This window comes from Methylobacterium sp. 4-46 (genome assembly GCF_000019365.1).
Classification (GTDB): Bacteria; Pseudomonadota; Alphaproteobacteria; order Rhizobiales; family Beijerinckiaceae; genus Methylobacterium.
The window spans coordinates 334,811-348,849 of the sequence record NC_010511.1; the positions used below are offsets into that span (position 1 = coordinate 334,811).

General features: G+C 73.1%; 14 protein-coding genes. 8 read left to right on the forward strand and 6 right to left on the reverse strand.

Annotated elements, in window-relative coordinates; all coding sequences use genetic code 11:
• Nucleotides 1–70: 70 nt before the first annotated feature.
• Entirely contained in the window at nucleotides 71–532 is a 462-nt protein-coding gene (locus M446_RS01305) for an Lrp/AsnC family transcriptional regulator (protein ID WP_012330259.1), read from the reverse strand.
• 159 nt (nucleotides 533–691) lie between these two features.
• Here M446_RS01305 and M446_RS01310 point away from each other — a divergent pair, with 159 nt between their 5' ends.
• The 3 genes from M446_RS01310 (at nucleotide 692) to M446_RS01320 (ending at nucleotide 4,485) form a co-directional block, all read left to right on the forward strand.
• Complete coding sequence (locus M446_RS01310) at nucleotides 692–1,705, forward strand: 1-aminocyclopropane-1-carboxylate deaminase (protein WP_012330260.1); 1,014 nt, start codon at nucleotides 692–694, stop codon at nucleotides 1,703–1,705.
• Nucleotides 1,706–2,204: 499 nt separating this feature from the next.
• Nucleotides 2,205–4,019 (forward strand): methyl-accepting chemotaxis protein, encoded by a 1,815-nt coding sequence (locus M446_RS01315; protein WP_012330261.1) that lies wholly within the window; start codon nucleotides 2,205–2,207, stop codon nucleotides 4,017–4,019.
• A 55-nt stretch (nucleotides 4,020–4,074) separates the two neighbouring features.
• The gene (locus tag M446_RS01320; protein WP_012330262.1) at nucleotides 4,075–4,485 is read left to right on the forward strand and encodes a rhodanese-like domain-containing protein; all 411 of its coding nucleotides are present in this window, start codon (nucleotides 4,075–4,077) and stop codon (nucleotides 4,483–4,485) included.
• A 114-nt stretch (nucleotides 4,486–4,599) separates the two neighbouring features.
• Here the strand turns inward: M446_RS01320 and M446_RS01325 are convergent, their stop codons facing one another.
• From M446_RS01325 to M446_RS01335, 3 genes are all read right to left on the reverse strand, one after another.
• Nucleotides 4,600–6,009, reverse strand: a complete 1,410-nt coding sequence (locus M446_RS01325; RefSeq protein ID WP_012330263.1) for a sensor histidine kinase — start codon at nucleotides 6,007–6,009, stop codon at nucleotides 4,600–4,602.
• On the reverse strand, nucleotides 6,006–6,692 hold the full coding sequence (locus M446_RS01330) for a response regulator transcription factor (RefSeq protein ID WP_012330264.1): 687 nt from the start codon (nucleotides 6,690–6,692) through the stop codon (nucleotides 6,006–6,008). The genes M446_RS01325 and M446_RS01330 overlap by 4 nt, the downstream gene beginning before the upstream one ends.
• Before the next feature lie 547 nt (nucleotides 6,693–7,239).
• A complete protein-coding gene (locus M446_RS01335) occupies nucleotides 7,240–7,695 on the reverse strand; it encodes a MucR family transcriptional regulator (protein ID WP_012330265.1) in 456 nt (151 codons plus the stop codon).
• A gap of 358 nt (nucleotides 7,696–8,053) precedes the next feature.
• Between M446_RS01335 and M446_RS01340 the strand changes: the two genes are divergently transcribed.
• Nucleotides 8,054–8,275 (forward strand): hypothetical protein, encoded by a 222-nt coding sequence (locus tag M446_RS01340; RefSeq protein ID WP_012330266.1) that lies wholly within the window; start codon nucleotides 8,054–8,056, stop codon nucleotides 8,273–8,275.
• Nucleotides 8,276–8,319: 44 nt separating this feature from the next.
• On the opposite strand, the gene M446_RS37910 is transcribed toward M446_RS01340, so the two are convergent.
• Together M446_RS37910 and M446_RS01345 are read right to left on the reverse strand one after the other, a co-directional pair.
• Complete coding sequence (locus tag M446_RS37910; protein WP_012330267.1) at nucleotides 8,320–8,493, reverse strand: hypothetical protein; 174 nt, start codon at nucleotides 8,491–8,493, stop codon at nucleotides 8,320–8,322.
• Between the two features lie 87 nt (nucleotides 8,494–8,580).
• Nucleotides 8,581–8,976: a response regulator gene (locus M446_RS01345; protein ID WP_012330268.1), complete on the reverse strand. Its 396-nt coding sequence runs from the start codon at nucleotides 8,974–8,976 to the stop codon at nucleotides 8,581–8,583.
• A 389-nt stretch (nucleotides 8,977–9,365) separates the two neighbouring features.
• Here M446_RS01345 and pal point away from each other — a divergent pair, with 389 nt between their 5' ends.
• The 4 genes from pal to ftsH all read left to right on the forward strand — a co-directional run bounded on the left by pal (nucleotide 9,366) and on the right by ftsH (nucleotide 13,998).
• Nucleotides 9,366–9,872 (forward strand): peptidoglycan-associated lipoprotein Pal, encoded by a 507-nt coding sequence (pal, locus tag M446_RS01350; RefSeq protein ID WP_012330269.1) that lies wholly within the window; start codon nucleotides 9,366–9,368, stop codon nucleotides 9,870–9,872.
• Nucleotides 9,873–9,979: 107 nt separating this feature from the next.
• Nucleotides 9,980–10,921: a tol-pal system protein YbgF gene (ybgF, locus tag M446_RS01355; RefSeq protein ID WP_012330270.1), complete on the forward strand. Its 942-nt coding sequence runs from the start codon at nucleotides 9,980–9,982 to the stop codon at nucleotides 10,919–10,921.
• Entirely contained in the window at nucleotides 10,918–11,952 is a 1,035-nt protein-coding gene (gene tilS / locus M446_RS01360) for a tRNA lysidine(34) synthetase TilS (protein WP_012330271.1), read from the forward strand. The genes ybgF and tilS overlap by 4 nt, the downstream gene beginning before the upstream one ends.
• A gap of 123 nt (nucleotides 11,953–12,075) precedes the next feature.
• Nucleotides 12,076–13,998 carry an ATP-dependent zinc metalloprotease FtsH gene (gene ftsH / locus M446_RS01365; protein ID WP_012330272.1) on the forward strand — a complete coding sequence of 641 codons (1,923 nt, stop codon included), beginning with the start codon at nucleotides 12,076–12,078 and terminating at the stop codon, nucleotides 13,996–13,998.
• Nucleotides 13,999–14,039: the final 41 nt, after the last annotated feature.

Here is a 14,039-nt window from a genome sequence, read left to right on the forward strand (position 1 = left end):
GCGGGCGACAACCGGCTGCGGCGCGGGCCGCCCCGGCAGCGCCACCGGTCATGAGAAATGACCGCTGATCTCAGAAGTCGAGGGGCGCCGCGTCGATCACCTCCTTCATCACGAAGAAGGTGCGGGTCTGGCGGACGCCCGGGAGCGCGATCAACTGCTCGCCGTGCAGGCGGTTGAAATCGGCCATGTCGCCGACCCGGATCTTCAGCACGTAGTCGAAATCCCCCGCCACGAGGTGGCAGTCGAGCACGAAGCCGAGGGAGACCACGGCCCGCTCGAAGGTGGCGAAGCTCTCGGGCGTCGAGCGGTCGAGGACCACCCCGACCAGGACCAGCGCGCCCCGCCCCACCGCCCGGGGCGCCACCAGGGCGCGCACGCCGGTGATCAGGCCCTCGCGCAGGAGCCGCTGCATCCGACGGTGGCAGGTGGCGGGGCTGAGATTCACCCTCTGGGCGAGTTCCGCATTCGTCAGCCGCCCGTCCTCCTGCAGGAGGCGCAGCATGCGCAGGTCGGTGCGATCGGGCGCTCTCATGCTGAAAGGATCTTCCACATCGTGCCGTTCCGGCGCGTGGATTACTCATAGCACGGCGTATCCTGCGCGGCTCCTACCGCGCTGGGGCGGAACTTCGGGAGCACCTTTCACCCAACCGCTGCTACGGTCGCGCCGTCATCCCGACCGGAGCCTCACCCCATGCTCGCCCGCTTCGAACGCTATCCCCTGACTTTCGGCCCGACCCCGATCGAGCGGCTCTCGCGGCTCTCGGCCCATCTCGGGGGTAAGGTCGACCTCTACGCCAAGCGCGAGGACTGCAATTCGGGCCTCGCCTTCGGCGGCAACAAGCTGCGCAAGCTCGAATACATCGTGCCGGACGCGATCGCGTCGGGCGCCGACACCCTGGTGTCGATCGGCGGCGTGCAGTCGAACCACACCCGCATGGTCGCGGCGGTGGCCGCCAAGATCGGCATGAAGTGCCGGCTGGTGCAGGAGGCCTGGGTCCCGCACGAGGACGCGGTCTACGACCGGGTCGGCAACATCATGCTGAGCCGGATCATGGGCGCGGATGTCCGCCTGGTCGAGGACGGGTTCGACATCGGCATCCGGTCGAGCTGGGAGCAGGCGATCGCGGAGGTCAAGGCGGCGGGCGGCAAGCCCTACGCGATCCCGGCCGGCGCCTCGGTGCACAAGTACGGCGGGCTCGGCTACGTCGGCTTCGCCGAGGAGGTGCGCGCGCAGGAGCGCGAGCTGGGCTTCGCCTTCGACTACATCGTCGTCTGCACCGTCACCGGCTCGACCCATGCGGGGATGCTGGTGGGCTTCGCCAAGGACGGGCGCGAGCGCCGCGTCATCGGCATCGACGCCTCGGCGACCCCTGCCCAGACCAGGGCGCAGGTGCTCGAGATCGCCCGGCGCACGGCGGATCTGGTGGATCTCGGGCGCGAACTCTCGGCCGACGACGTCGTGCTCAACGAGGATTACGCCTACCCGATCTACGGCGTGCCCTCGGCCGAGACCAAGGAGGCGATCCGCCTCTGCGGGCGGCTCGAAGGCATGATCACGGACCCGGTCTACGAGGGGAAGTCGATGCAGGGGATGATCGACCTCGTGCGCAAGGGCTTCTTCCCCGCCGGTGCCAAGGTGCTCTACGCGCATCTCGGCGGCGCGCCGGCCCTCAACGGCTACGCCTACGCCTTCCGCAACGGCTGACGCGCCGCGGGCCCGCGCGATCCCGCGCGGCGTGCACCGGAGCCTGCGCGCCGCATCCGCCGGGCGCCCCCGTCGCGGGGACCCGGCGGGTCGCGTCGGGCCGCGAGGGCGTGAACGCGGGCCGAGGGGATCGCGGCCTCGGCCCTCCAGACCTTCGCCGCGTGTCCGGCCCAGTCTCGCCCCTCCGGCACGGATCAACGGCCCGTCGATCCCGGTCTCGTCGCAGGATCGAGCCGATGCACGAGCCTTCCCGGCTGCCCGGGCCACACCCCAGCATCACGTCGCGAGGGCGATGACAGAATCGCGGCTTAACTATCTTGTTCGGGATTTTTAATTGAAATTAACTATCTGCCAAACCCGACATTGCGAGGAACTTCGTTCAAATTCGGTACTGCTTACTCTAGGCTAACCTTCCGAAAGGCAAGAGCCTGTTTAACATATTTTTAATATGAACCATTGTAGGCTGAACTGCACTTCAAGCCCACCCCGGCAGGTCGTCTTGAGCCTGATCAGTCGCATCGCCACCGCGAGCGTGGTGGCCAACCTCATCATCCTGGCGACCGCGGCCCTGATCGGAAGCCGGATGTCGAGAGGCTACGAGGCGGAGTTCTTCGCCTTCCACCGCGGCCAGAGTCAGTCGATCCTCGACGCGCAGATCCGCAGCGAGGTCTGGGAGGATTACGGCACCAAGTTGACCGACGTCGCCCGGGAGGTGGCCCAGGGCGAGACGGTCCGGTCGGTCATGGCCGAGAAGGGCAGCGGTTCGGAGCGCTTGGCGGCGGAGTGGTCGCGCGGCGCCGTGTCGAGCGGGAAGATCGCGCTCCTCGGCATCACGCTCCTCGACGGACAAGGCCACCGGATCGCCGAGCACTGGACGGCGGGGGCGAGCCTCCCCCCCGCCCTCGCCGAGGCCGTGATCCGGCGCGAGGGACGCGACCGCTTCCAGGTCCTGCGCAAGGTCTGGTTGGACGACGGGCTTCCTCGCCTGACCGTCGCGGTGCCGATCGGCGGATTGCGGATCTCCGGCTACGCCCTGCTGCATGCCGACCCGATGCCGGCCTTCCAGAACCTGGACGCGCTGGTCGGCATGGCCCTGGAGATCACCAGCCTCTCCGGGGCGCCGCTCCTGGCGGGCCGCGGCGGGTTGCAGGCCGGCTCGGGCAGCACGATCCACGATCTCGTCGCGCACGGCCCGGACGGCACGCCGATCGCCAGGATCCGGGCGCGGGCGGATACCCGCTCGCTGGAGGAGCGGCTCGCCGGCATCGGGGCGCACGCCCTCGTGGTCTTCTGCACCGTCTGCGGGCTGGTGGCGCTGCTCACCGGCGGGGCGATCCTGATGCTGGCGCGGGTCGCCGCCCGGCAGAGCGCAGCCGCCGCCCGCCAGGCGACGCGGCTCGAGCGCGACAGGGAGGAGGCGGCGCGGCGCGAGCGGGAGCGGGCGGAGGAGATCCGCCGCGCCCAGCGCGAGGCCGAGATGCAGTCGTTGGCGGACACCATTGAGGCGCGCGTGCGCCGCACGGCCGCGGCCTGCGTTCAGGACGCCGAGACCGCAGCGGCCGCGTGCCGGCAGCTCACCGGGCAATCCGAGCGGGCCGGCGTCGAGGTCGGCGAGGCGGAGCGGCTCTGCGCCGCCTCGCTCGCCACCGCCCACGCGGTCGCGGCGGCGGGCGCGCAGTTCCGCGCCTCGATCGGCCGGATCGCCGGCGAATCCGCCGCCGCGGCCGACCGCACCGGGGACGTGGTCGCCCTCGCCGAGCAGGCCCGCGATCGGATCGGACAGCTGGTGCGGGCGAGCGAGGAGATCGGACAGGTGGTGCGCCTGATCGGGGCGATCTCGCAGCAGACCAACCTGCTGGCGCTGAATGCCACGATCGAGGCGGCCCGGGCCGGCGAGGCCGGCCGCGGCTTTGCGGTCGTCGCCGCCGAGGTCAAGGAACTCGCCTCCCAGACAGGCCGGGCGACCGAGGACATCGTCGGCCGCATCGGCGCGATCCAGGCCGGAACCGGGGACGCGGTGGCCTCGATCGGCGAGGTGGCGGCGGCGATCGGCGAGGTCGACGGCGCCTTCCGCAGCATCGCGGCGGCGGTGAGCGAGCAGGACGCCGCCGTCGCCCAGATCGCCCGGAACGCGGAGGACTCGGTGGCGGCGGGCCGCGGCCTCTCCGGCAACATCGCGGGGCTCGGCCGGACGATCGAGGCCTTCGATCGCGGCTCGCGGGACTCCGCCGCTTCGATGCAGGACCTCGCGAGCGCCGTGGCGGGCCTCGACCGCGAGGTCGGCGCCCTCGTCCTGCGCCTCAAGTCAGCCTGAGCGGCACCCCGACGGCGCCGTCCCGGTCCCGAATCCACCCCAAGGAGACTCCCCGATGACCCGACTTCTCTGCCTCGTCTGCCTGCTCGTCTGCACCGCCCTGCCTGCCCGGGCACAGGCCCCGATGCAGATTCAGGGCGCGACCACGGTCGACGCGCAGCAGATCCTGGCCCTCGTCGAGGCCAAGCCCGACCTTGCGATCATCGACAATCGCCGTCCGGAGGATTTCAACGCCGGCCATCTCGACGGCGCCGTCCGCCTCCTCGACACCGACCTCACCGCGGAGGCCCTGGCCGGCATCGTCAAGGCGAAGTCCGCACCGGTGCTGTTCTACTGCAACGGCCCGAAATGCGGCCGAGCCGCCAAGGCCGCCAAGGCCGCCGTCGACCTTGGCTACACGCAGGTGTACTATTATTCCTTGGGGATGGACGAGTGGAACAAGCTCAACCTGCCGCTCTCGAAGTGAATCCCCGGAGTGGATGCCGGCTCCCGTGCACCGGCCGGTCGCCCTCGGCGGGACGGGCCTGCGGTCGCGCCGGACGAGCCGCCGCGGCCGCAGCCGCCTGTCGGACGGCGCGGCTCAGGCGGCCGGGAGCGCGAGGCTCGCGCGCAGCCCCGGCCCGTTGTCTTCCAGGACGAAGCGGCCCTGGTGGAGGCGGGCGACGGCGTTGACGAGGCTCAGGCCGAGACCGAAGCCGGGGTTGGAGCGCGCCGTCTCCAGGCGCACGAAGCGCTCCAGCACCCGGCCGCGCTCGGCCGCCGGAATGCCGATGCCCCGGTCGGCCACGGTGAGGCGCACCTCCGCGCCCTCCCGGCGCGCCGCGACGCGGACCTCCGGGGTCTCGGCCTCGGCGCCGTATTTCAGCGCATTGTCGATCAGGTTCGCCAGCGCCTGGCCGATCAGCTCGCGGCTGCCATGCACGACGAGCCCCTCGGCGACGTCGGTCGTGAGCGCGACGCCGCGCTCCTCGGCCACCGCCTCGTAGAGCTCCGCCACCTCCAGCGCGACCGCCCCCGCGTCGAACGCCGCGAGGTTTTCCCGGGTGCCGCCGGCCTCCAGGCGGGCGATCATCAGGAGGGCGTTGAAGACCCGGATGAGGTTGTCGCTCTCCTCGATGTTGGCCTCCAGCGCCGCCCGCAGGGTGGCGGGGTCGCTCCCGGCGCGCAGGGCCTCGTCGGCCTTGTTGCGCAGGCGGGTCAGCGGCGTCTTGAGGTCGTGGGCGATGTTGTCGGAGACCTCGCGCAGGCCCCGCATCAGCTCGCCGATCCGGTCGAGCATGGCGTTGAGGTTCTGGGCGAGGCGGTCGAGCTCGTCGCCGGTCCCGGCGAGCGCCAGCCGCCCGCCGAGGTCGCCCGCCATGATGCCGCGGGTGATCTCCGTCATCGCGTCGACCCGCTTGAGCACCCGCTGGGCGATGAACAGGCTGCCGACGAAGCCGAGCCCCACCACCAGCATCAGCGACCACGCGAAGGCGCGGGCGATCACCGCGCGCAGGCGGTCGCGCTCCTCGACGTCGCGCCCGACGAGCAGGCGGAACCCCCCGGGCAGCGTGAAGATCCGCACGATCGCCCGGTGGTCGAGGCGGTCGCCGTCGGTGCTGCGGCCGTAGGCCGTCTCGGTCTGGCCCGGCTCGGACAGGAGGCCGGGCGGCAGGGTCTCGACGTTGCCGACCACGTGCTCGCCCGCGGGCGTGGTGACGAGGTAGAGCGAGGCCCCCGGCTCGCGCGCCCGCCGCTCCACCACGCCGACGAGGCGGCGGATGCCGCCCGCCGCGTATTGCTCGGAGAGGCCGTTGATCTCCGCCTCGATGGTGGAGACGATCTGGTCGTCGAGCACCTGCCGGGCGTTCCAGGCGACGTAGCCGAGCGCGAAGAAGGCGAAGGCCGCGAAGACCAGGAGGTAGGCCAGGGAGAGCTTGAAGGCGGTGGTGCGAAACAGCGTGACGAGTCGCGCCGGCAGGCCCTCGCTCCCGGGGAGGCGCGCGGTCACGCCTCGCCGCCGGCCCGGACCATGTAGCCGGCCCCCCGCACGGTGTGGATCATCGGCCGGTCGAAGCCCTTGTCGACCTTGGCGCGCAGGCGCGAGACGTGGACGTCGATGACGTTGGTCTGGGGGTCGAAATGGTAGTCCCAGACGTGTTCGAGCAGCATCGTGCGGGTCACGACCTGCCCGGCATGGCGCATCAGGTACTCGAGGAGCCGGAACTCCCGCGGCTGCAGCACGATCTCCTGCCCGCCGCGGGTGACCCTGTGGGAGAGCCGGTCGAGTTCGAGGTCGCCGACCCGGTAGGCGGTCGGCTCGCCCGCCCCTCCCCCGCGGCGGCGCGCCAGCACCTCGACGCGCGCGAGCAGTTCCGAGAAGGCGTAGGGCTTGGGCACGTAATCGTCGCCGCCAGCCCGCAGGCCCTTGACCCGGTCGTCGACCTGCCCGAGCGCCGACAGGATCAGCACGGGGGTCTCGACGCCCTGCTCGCGCAGCGAGCGGATCAGCGACAGCCCGTCGAGCTTCGGCAGCATGCGGTCGACCACCAGGACGTCGTAGCTTCCCTCGCGGGCGAGGGCGTAGCCGTCGAGGCCGTCCGCCGCGAGATCCGCCACGTGGCCGGCCTCTCGGAAGGCCTTGGCGAGGTAGGACGCCGCCTCGCGGTCGTCCTCGATGATCAGCAGGCGCATGGCGGCGGCACCGGGGGCAGTGATGGACCGGGGACAGGGAGCGTGCGGGCCGGGTTGGGCGCCGGGTGCGGCGCCCTCCGCGGCGGCCAGCCACACCCCGGCTGGCCGCGCGGCGGGCTGCACGTCGCTCGCGCGACACGACACTTGTCTCCGGTCCATGACTGCCTCTAGGCAGGTTTGCGCCGGCGGACCACCGCGACCCTGCTCAGCATATCGGGACGACGCGGGTTTTCGAGACGGAACCGCGCGACCCTGTTCCGCTCCCCGCGAGGAGGTCGCGGGGAATCGGCACCCGGCCCCCCGACGTGCCGGCCGGGGGCGCGGCGCGGCACGTCGGGTTCGCCTCCTGGAGGGCGGCAGGCCGGGCGAGGGCCCGGCCTGCCGCGGCGGGAACCGGCGGATCGTCTGGGGGGCGACGATCAGTCCGACGGTCCGGCCCTCGGGGCCGGAGCGGGGGGACCCGTGGGGGGATGAGGCCCCGCCGCGTCCGGCGACGGCACTTGTTCTGGGCCCGGCCGGCTTACGCCCGCGTCTCCGCCAGATGAAATTACGGTAAGGCGCCCTCCGCGGTCTTCGCGGCGCCCGCCCGCTCCGGCTTGGCGATCGGCAGGCCGAGGGTGAGGGCCCGGGCGAGTTCGGAGCGCCGCTTGGAATACTCGGCGGAGGTCATCGGGTAGTCGGGGGGCAGGCCCCATTTCTGGCGGTAGGTCTCGGGCGTCAGGCCGAGGCGGGTCAGGTGCCGGCGCAGCGTCTTGTAGGGCTTGCCGTCCTCGAAGCTGATCAGCGCCTCGGGCGTGACCGAGCGGCGGATCTCGCTGGCGGTGGGCTTGGGCGGCCCCTCCTGGACAGGAGTACCGTGACTGGCCACGCGCAGGGCGCCGTGGATCTCGGCGATCAGGCGGGGCACCTCGCCGGTCTGCAGGTGGTTGCGGCTGAGATAGGCGGTCGCGATGTCAGCCGTCAGCGCAGCCAGCTTGGCGGCATTCGTGTTACTCGGTTGCATGAGACTTGAGGCCTCGGTCTGCGGGTTTCTCCCATTAGGGAAGGTACAATTATCACGGTTACAGCGTCTTAAAAAGAGCGTTGCGTCAGCAGAAAGAACGCATTCGCGCCGGGCCATGCCCTTGCGTCATGAGCCGCCGCTTCACTCTGGCGGCGGGGCGAAGACGAGGGGAATCACTGGTCGTGCGGGGCGCGGCGCGCGCCGGGAGCTGCGCCCCGCCGGGTCGCGGAAGGGCGGGGACGGTTCGCCCGCCGGCGCGTTGGCTCACCGGCAGCCGCCCGCCCACCCGCGACCCGGGCGAGGGCGCGGGGCGGCCCGCGCGGCGGGCGTCGCGCGGAGCAACCAGGGAGAGCGCAGGATGACCCAGGCGAAGGATCCCGGCCCGAGGGGCGGCACGCGGCGGCGCGCGCGGGATTTCGGCGACTCGGCCGGAGAAGGCAGCGGCGGGTCAGGGCTCGACCGGCACGAGGTCGGCGACGGCGTGCCCCTGACCGAGCACCCGCACAACCCGCTCGACGACGTGATGACGCCGCCCCTCGGCACGGCTCCGCGGGAGCGGCGCGGCCCGCGCCGGCCCTGAGACGGGCGGGCCGAACGCGGCAGGGTCTCGGCGCGAGGGCCCGATCAGGGGCCGCCCGCGAGCGCGCCGATCACCGCCATCACGAATTCGTCGAGGGCGATGCGGCCCTGCACCCGCACGGCCGCCTCGCCCTCGTCGGACACGCGGAGGTCGCCCGCTTCCGCCCGGCGCCGCAACTCGGCCGGGATCGCGTCGCGCACGGGATCGTCCTGGGTCACGGGGGAATCCCAGGGCGGCTCGCCGCGGGACAATAGCCGCGAGCGCTCGCAGAGTCCGGCCGGGCCGGAGAGGCCGGGTCCGGCGCCTCAGGCGCAGCGCTGGCCGACCTCGCCGCGCATCATGCGGGCGACGCCCACCACGTCGTCGAGGGCGAAGGGCTTCTGCAGCACGATTCCCCCGCGCGCCCGCCGGGGATCGAGGTGGACCGTCGTCGAGGCGAAGACGACCGGGCGGGTCGCGTGCAGCGCCCGATAGGCCTCGGCCACCATCCAGCCATCGATCAGCCCTGGCAGGACGATGTCGGTGAAGAGCCAGTCCACGGCCGGGCCGTGGCGGCGCAGCAGCGTCAGGGCCGCCTCGCCGCTCGACGCCGCGTGCGCGGTGAGGCCCTCCTGCGCCAGGAGGGCGACGATCAGTTCGAGGAGGAGGTAATTGTCCTCGACGACCAGGACGCTCGTCGGGCGGAGGGAGGTCGCAGCCATGCCGTCGGTCTCGCGGGGGGTTCCCTCACGCTGGCGGGCGAGGGTTAACGAAGGCTGAGGCGTCCCGGCCCCCGCGCCCGCCCTCCCCCGCCACCGTTGCGGATGCGCAACAGCGGGGCCGTTCCTGCGCCCGACGCGTGCTGCGCCGCAGCGTGGCCGCAATTGACGCTTGATTCACCCTGCGTCGCGGTTCCGGAGGCCGCGCGCCCCGCCGCCGGTCCGGCGCAAGGGCCCGTCAAGGTTGACGGAACCTTCGCTTAACCCGGAGGAGCCTAAGCCTGTCGCCAGTGCGGCGGGGCGCGGACCCGCCGGCGCAGGGGCGGCCGCGCCCCTGCCGCCGGGAAGAGCCCCTCCCGCGGGGCCCGGCCCCGCCAAAGGAGTATCCATCGATGTCGCTGCCGCTCGCTCCGTCGCGCGTGCTCAGGGCCGCCGCCGCTCTCGCCTTCGCCCTGTCGATCGCCGCCTGCTCGTCGAACAAGGACCTCGCGGACGCCTCCGCCTACGCGGCGGGCGGCGCCGCCACCCCGGGCAGCGCTCAGGATTTCGTGGTCAATGTCGGCGACCGCGTCTTCTTCGAGACCGATTCCACCGACCTGACCGCCACCGCCACCGCCACCCTCGACAAGCAGGCCCAGTGGCTCTCCCGCTACCCGCGCTACACGTTCCTGATCGAGGGGCACGCGGACGAGCGCGGCACGCGGGAGTACAATTTCTCCCTCGGGGCGCGCCGCTCCCAGGCGGTGCGCGACTACCTGACCTCGCGGGGCATCGCCGCCTCGCGGATGCGCACGGTCTCCTACGGCAAGGAGCGCCCGGTCGCGGTCTGCAACGACATCTCGTGCTGGTCGCAGAACCGCCGCGCCGTCACGGTCCTGGACGGCGGCGCCGGCTCCTGAGGCGCCGCCCTCCGGGCGGGGCGGCCCCGGCCGGGGCCGCCCCACTTTTGCCGCGCGGCGGCGGATCTGCTATCGCGCTCCCCCGCCGCGCCAGCGAAACGCCGCCCATGCTCCGCCGCCTGATCCTCGCCACCGGTCTCCTCCTCGCCGCCTCGCTGCCCGGGCGCGCGCAGGACGCCGCCGACCTCGTCGTGCGGCTCAACCGGCTGGAAAACCAGTCCCGCCAGATGGCCGGACAGATCGAGACCCTCCAGTACGAGAACCGCCAGCTCAAGGAGCAGCTGCGCAAGTTCCAGGAGGACGTCGAGTTCCGCTTCCAGGAGGGCAAGGGCGGGCGCACGGCCGCGCCCGCGGGCAAGCCCCAGAAGCGCGGCGACGCCTTCGATCCGACGACCTCGCCGGGCGCGCCCGGCGCCCCCCGGGCGCTCGGCGCGGCGCCCGGCGCCGCCCCGGCCCTCGCCACGGCGACGCCCTCGGCGCCCCGCGCCGCCGCCGCCGCGCCCGCGACGCCCAACACCACCGCGACCCTCAGCCCGCCGCCCGCGGCGATCGAGGAGGATCAGGTCCCCTCCTACGGCGAGCCCGTCGATCTCGCGCCCTCGGCCCGCGCCCCCGCGCCCCCGGCCCGCCCGCGCGAGAGCGTGGCCGCCACCGCGACCGGCGACGCGAAGGCCGATTACGAGGCCGCCTACGCCTACGTGCTGCAGCGCCAGTACGAGCAGGCCGAGATGCGGCTGCGCCAGTTCATCCAGTCCCACCCGCGCGACGCGCTGGTGCCCGACGCCACCTACTGGCTCGGCGAGACCTACCTGCAGCGCAACCGCACCCGCGAGGCGGCGGAGCAGTTCCTCAAGGTCTCGACCGACTACGCCCGCTCCCGCAAGGCGCCGGAGGCGATGCTGAAGCTCGGCGCCTCCCTCAACGCCCTCGGGGCCCGCGAGCAGGCCTGCGCCACGCTGGCCGAGCTGGAGCGCAAGTTCCCGCAGGCCCCGGCGAGCGTGCGGCAGGGCGTGGACCGGGAGCAGAAGCGGGCGCGCTGCGCCGCGTGAGCGACGCGGCCCGGCCGCTCGACCCGGACGAGGCCGCGCGCCGGCTCGGGCCCTGGCTCGGCGCCGGGGGCCAGGCGGGCGGCGTCGTGCTGGCGGTCTCCGGGGGACCGGACTCGACCGCCCTGATGGGCTGCGCCGCGGCGCTCCCGCCCCGCGTCCCGGTCCTCGTCGCCACGGTCGATCACGGGCTGCGCCCGGAATCGGGCGAGGAGGCCGCCGGGGTGGCGGCGCTCGCCGGGCGACTCGGCCTGCCGCACCGGATCCTGACCTGGCGCGGCGAGAAGCCCCGGACCCGCCTGCAGGAGGCGGCCCGCGCGGCGCGCTACGACCTCCTCCTCGGCCTCGCCCGCGAGGCGGGCGCCGGGGCGATCCTGACCGCCCACACCCTCGACGACCAGGCCGAGACCGTGCTGATGCGCCTCTGCGCCGGCTCGGGACCGGCGGGCCTCGCCGGCATCGCCCCGGCGCGGCGCCTCGGCGGCCTCCTGCTCGGGCGGCCCTTCCTCGACCTGCCGAAGGCGCGGCTCGTCGCCACCTGCGCGGCGGCGGGCTGGCCCTTCGCGGTCGACCCGGGCAACGCGGCGGCCCGCTTCGCCCGGGCCCGCCTGCGCCGGGTGATGCCGCTTCTCGCCGCCGAGGGTCTGACCCCGGCCCGGCTGGCCCGCCTCGCCGCGCGCCTGCGGCGAAACGAGGCGGCCCTCGCCGCGGCCGCCGAGGCGGCCCGCCCCTCCCTGGCCGCGGCGCCGGCCGGGCCGGGACGCCTCGCCCTCGACGCGGCGGGCCTCGCGGCCCTGCCCGAGGCGGTGGCGCTGCGGGTGCTGGCGGACGCGATCGCCGCCCTCCGGGCCGGGGAGCGCCGCCCGGAGCGCCTGGAGCGCCTGGAGGAGGCCCTGTTCGGGCGGATCCTGCCGGCGATCGCGGCCGGGACGCCCCTGCGCCTCACGCTGGGCGGCGCCCTCCTCGACCTCGCGGGCGGCCGGCTCCTGCTCGCGCCCGAGCCGCCGCGGAGGCGGACGAAGCGGGCGGGCTAGCTCCTCCCCTCCCGGGCGATTTACTTGGCAAGGGTGGGTGCGACCCCTACATTGGGGTCCGAGTGTCGGCAGCCATCCCTGCACGCCCGCATGGCGCCGCGCTCCACAGGGAATGTCGTCTCGATGAACCCCAATTTCCGCAATTTCGCCCTGTGGGTGGTCATCTTCCTGCTCGTCCTCGCGCTCGTGACCCTGTTCCAGAACCCGGGTCACCGCTCCGGCGGCAGCGAGATCGCCTACAGCCAGCTCCTCAACGACGCCGATGCGGGCCGCATCCAGAGCGTCGTGATCTCGGGGCAGGAGGTCAGCGGCAGCTATACGGGCGGCGGCACCTTCACGACCTACGCGCCCAACGATCCGTCGCTGGTGTCGAAGCTGCAGAGCAAGGGCGTGACCATCACGGCCCGGCCGCCCTCCGACAACACCCCCTGGTTCATCGCGCTCCTCGTGAACTGGCTGCCCATCCTGGTCTTCATCGGCGCCTGGATCTTCCTCAGCCGCCAGATGCAGTCCGGCGCCGGCCGCGCCATGGGCTTCGGCAAGTCGAAGGCCAAGCTCCTGACCGAGGCGCACGGCCGCGTCACCTTCGAGGACGTGGCGGGCGTCGACGAGGCCAAGGAGGACCTGCAGGAGATCGTGGAGTTCCTGCGCGATCCGCAGAAGTTCCAGCGCCTCGGCGGCCGCATCCCGCGCGGCGTGCTCCTGGTCGGCCCTCCCGGAACCGGCAAGACGCTGATCGCGCGCGCCGTCGCGGGCGAGGCCAACGTGCCCTTCTTCACCATCTCGGGCTCCGACTTCGTCGAGATGTTCGTGGGCGTCGGCGCCTCGCGGGTGCGCGACATGTTCGACCAGGCGAAGAAGAACGCGCCCTGCATCATCTTCATCGACGAGATCGACGCGGTCGGCCGCCATCGCGGCGCCGGCCTGGGCGGCGGCAACGACGAGCGCGAGCAGACCCTCAACCAGCTCCTCGTGGAGATGGACGGATTCGAGGCCAACGAGGGCATCATCATCATCGCGGCGACGAACCGCCCCGACGTGCTCGACCCGGCGCTGCTGCGGCCCGGCCGCTTCGACCGCCAGATCATCGTGCCGAACCCGGACGTGATCGGCCGCGAGCGCATCCTGCGCGTCCACGTGCGCAAGGTGCCGCTGGCCCCGGACGTCGACCTGAAGGTGATCGCGCGCGGCACGCCCGGCTTCTCGGGCGCGGACCTGATGAACCTCGTCAACGAGGCCGCCCTGCTCGCGGCGCGACGCGGCAAGCGCATCGTCACGATGCACGAGTTCGAGGACTCGAAGGACAAGGTGATGATGGGCGCCGAGCGGCGCACCCTGGTCATGACCGACGACGAGAAGCGGCTCACCGCCTATCACGAGGGCGGCCATGCCATCGTGGCGCTCAACGTCCCGGCGACCGATCCCGTCCACAAGGCGACGATCATCCCGCGCGGCCGCGCGCTGGGCATGGTCATGCAGCTGCCCGAGCGCGACAAGCTCTCGATGTCCTTCGAGCAGATGACCTCGCGCCTCGCCATCATGATGGGCGGGCGCGTGGCCGAGGAGATGATCTTCGGCCCCGAGAAGGTGACCTCGGGCGCGCAGTCGGACATCGAGCAGGCGACCCGCCTCGCCCGCATGATGGTGACCCGCTGGGGCTTCTCGCCGGAACTCGGCACGGTCGCCTACGGCGAGAACAACGACGAGGTCTTCCTCGGCATGCAGGTCAACCGGCAGCAGAACGTGTCGGAGGCCACCGCCCAGAAGATCGACGCGGAGGTGCGCCGCCTCGTCGAGAGCGGCCTGCAGGACGCGCGCCGCATCCTGAGCGATCACCGCAACGACCTCGAGGCCCTCGCCCGCGGGCTCCTGGAATACGAGACCCTCAGCGGCGAGGAGATCCGCGACCTCCTCGACGGCAAGCCGCCGGTCCGCGACACCGGGGATTACCCCCCGGCCCCGGCCCGCGGCTCGCCGGTCCCCTCGGCCGGCCGCGGCCGGCCGCGGGAGAGCGACGGCGGCTACGAGCCGCAGCCGCAGGCCTGAGGCGGCCGCACCGGAACGCGAAGAGGGGCGGCGGGAGAGAT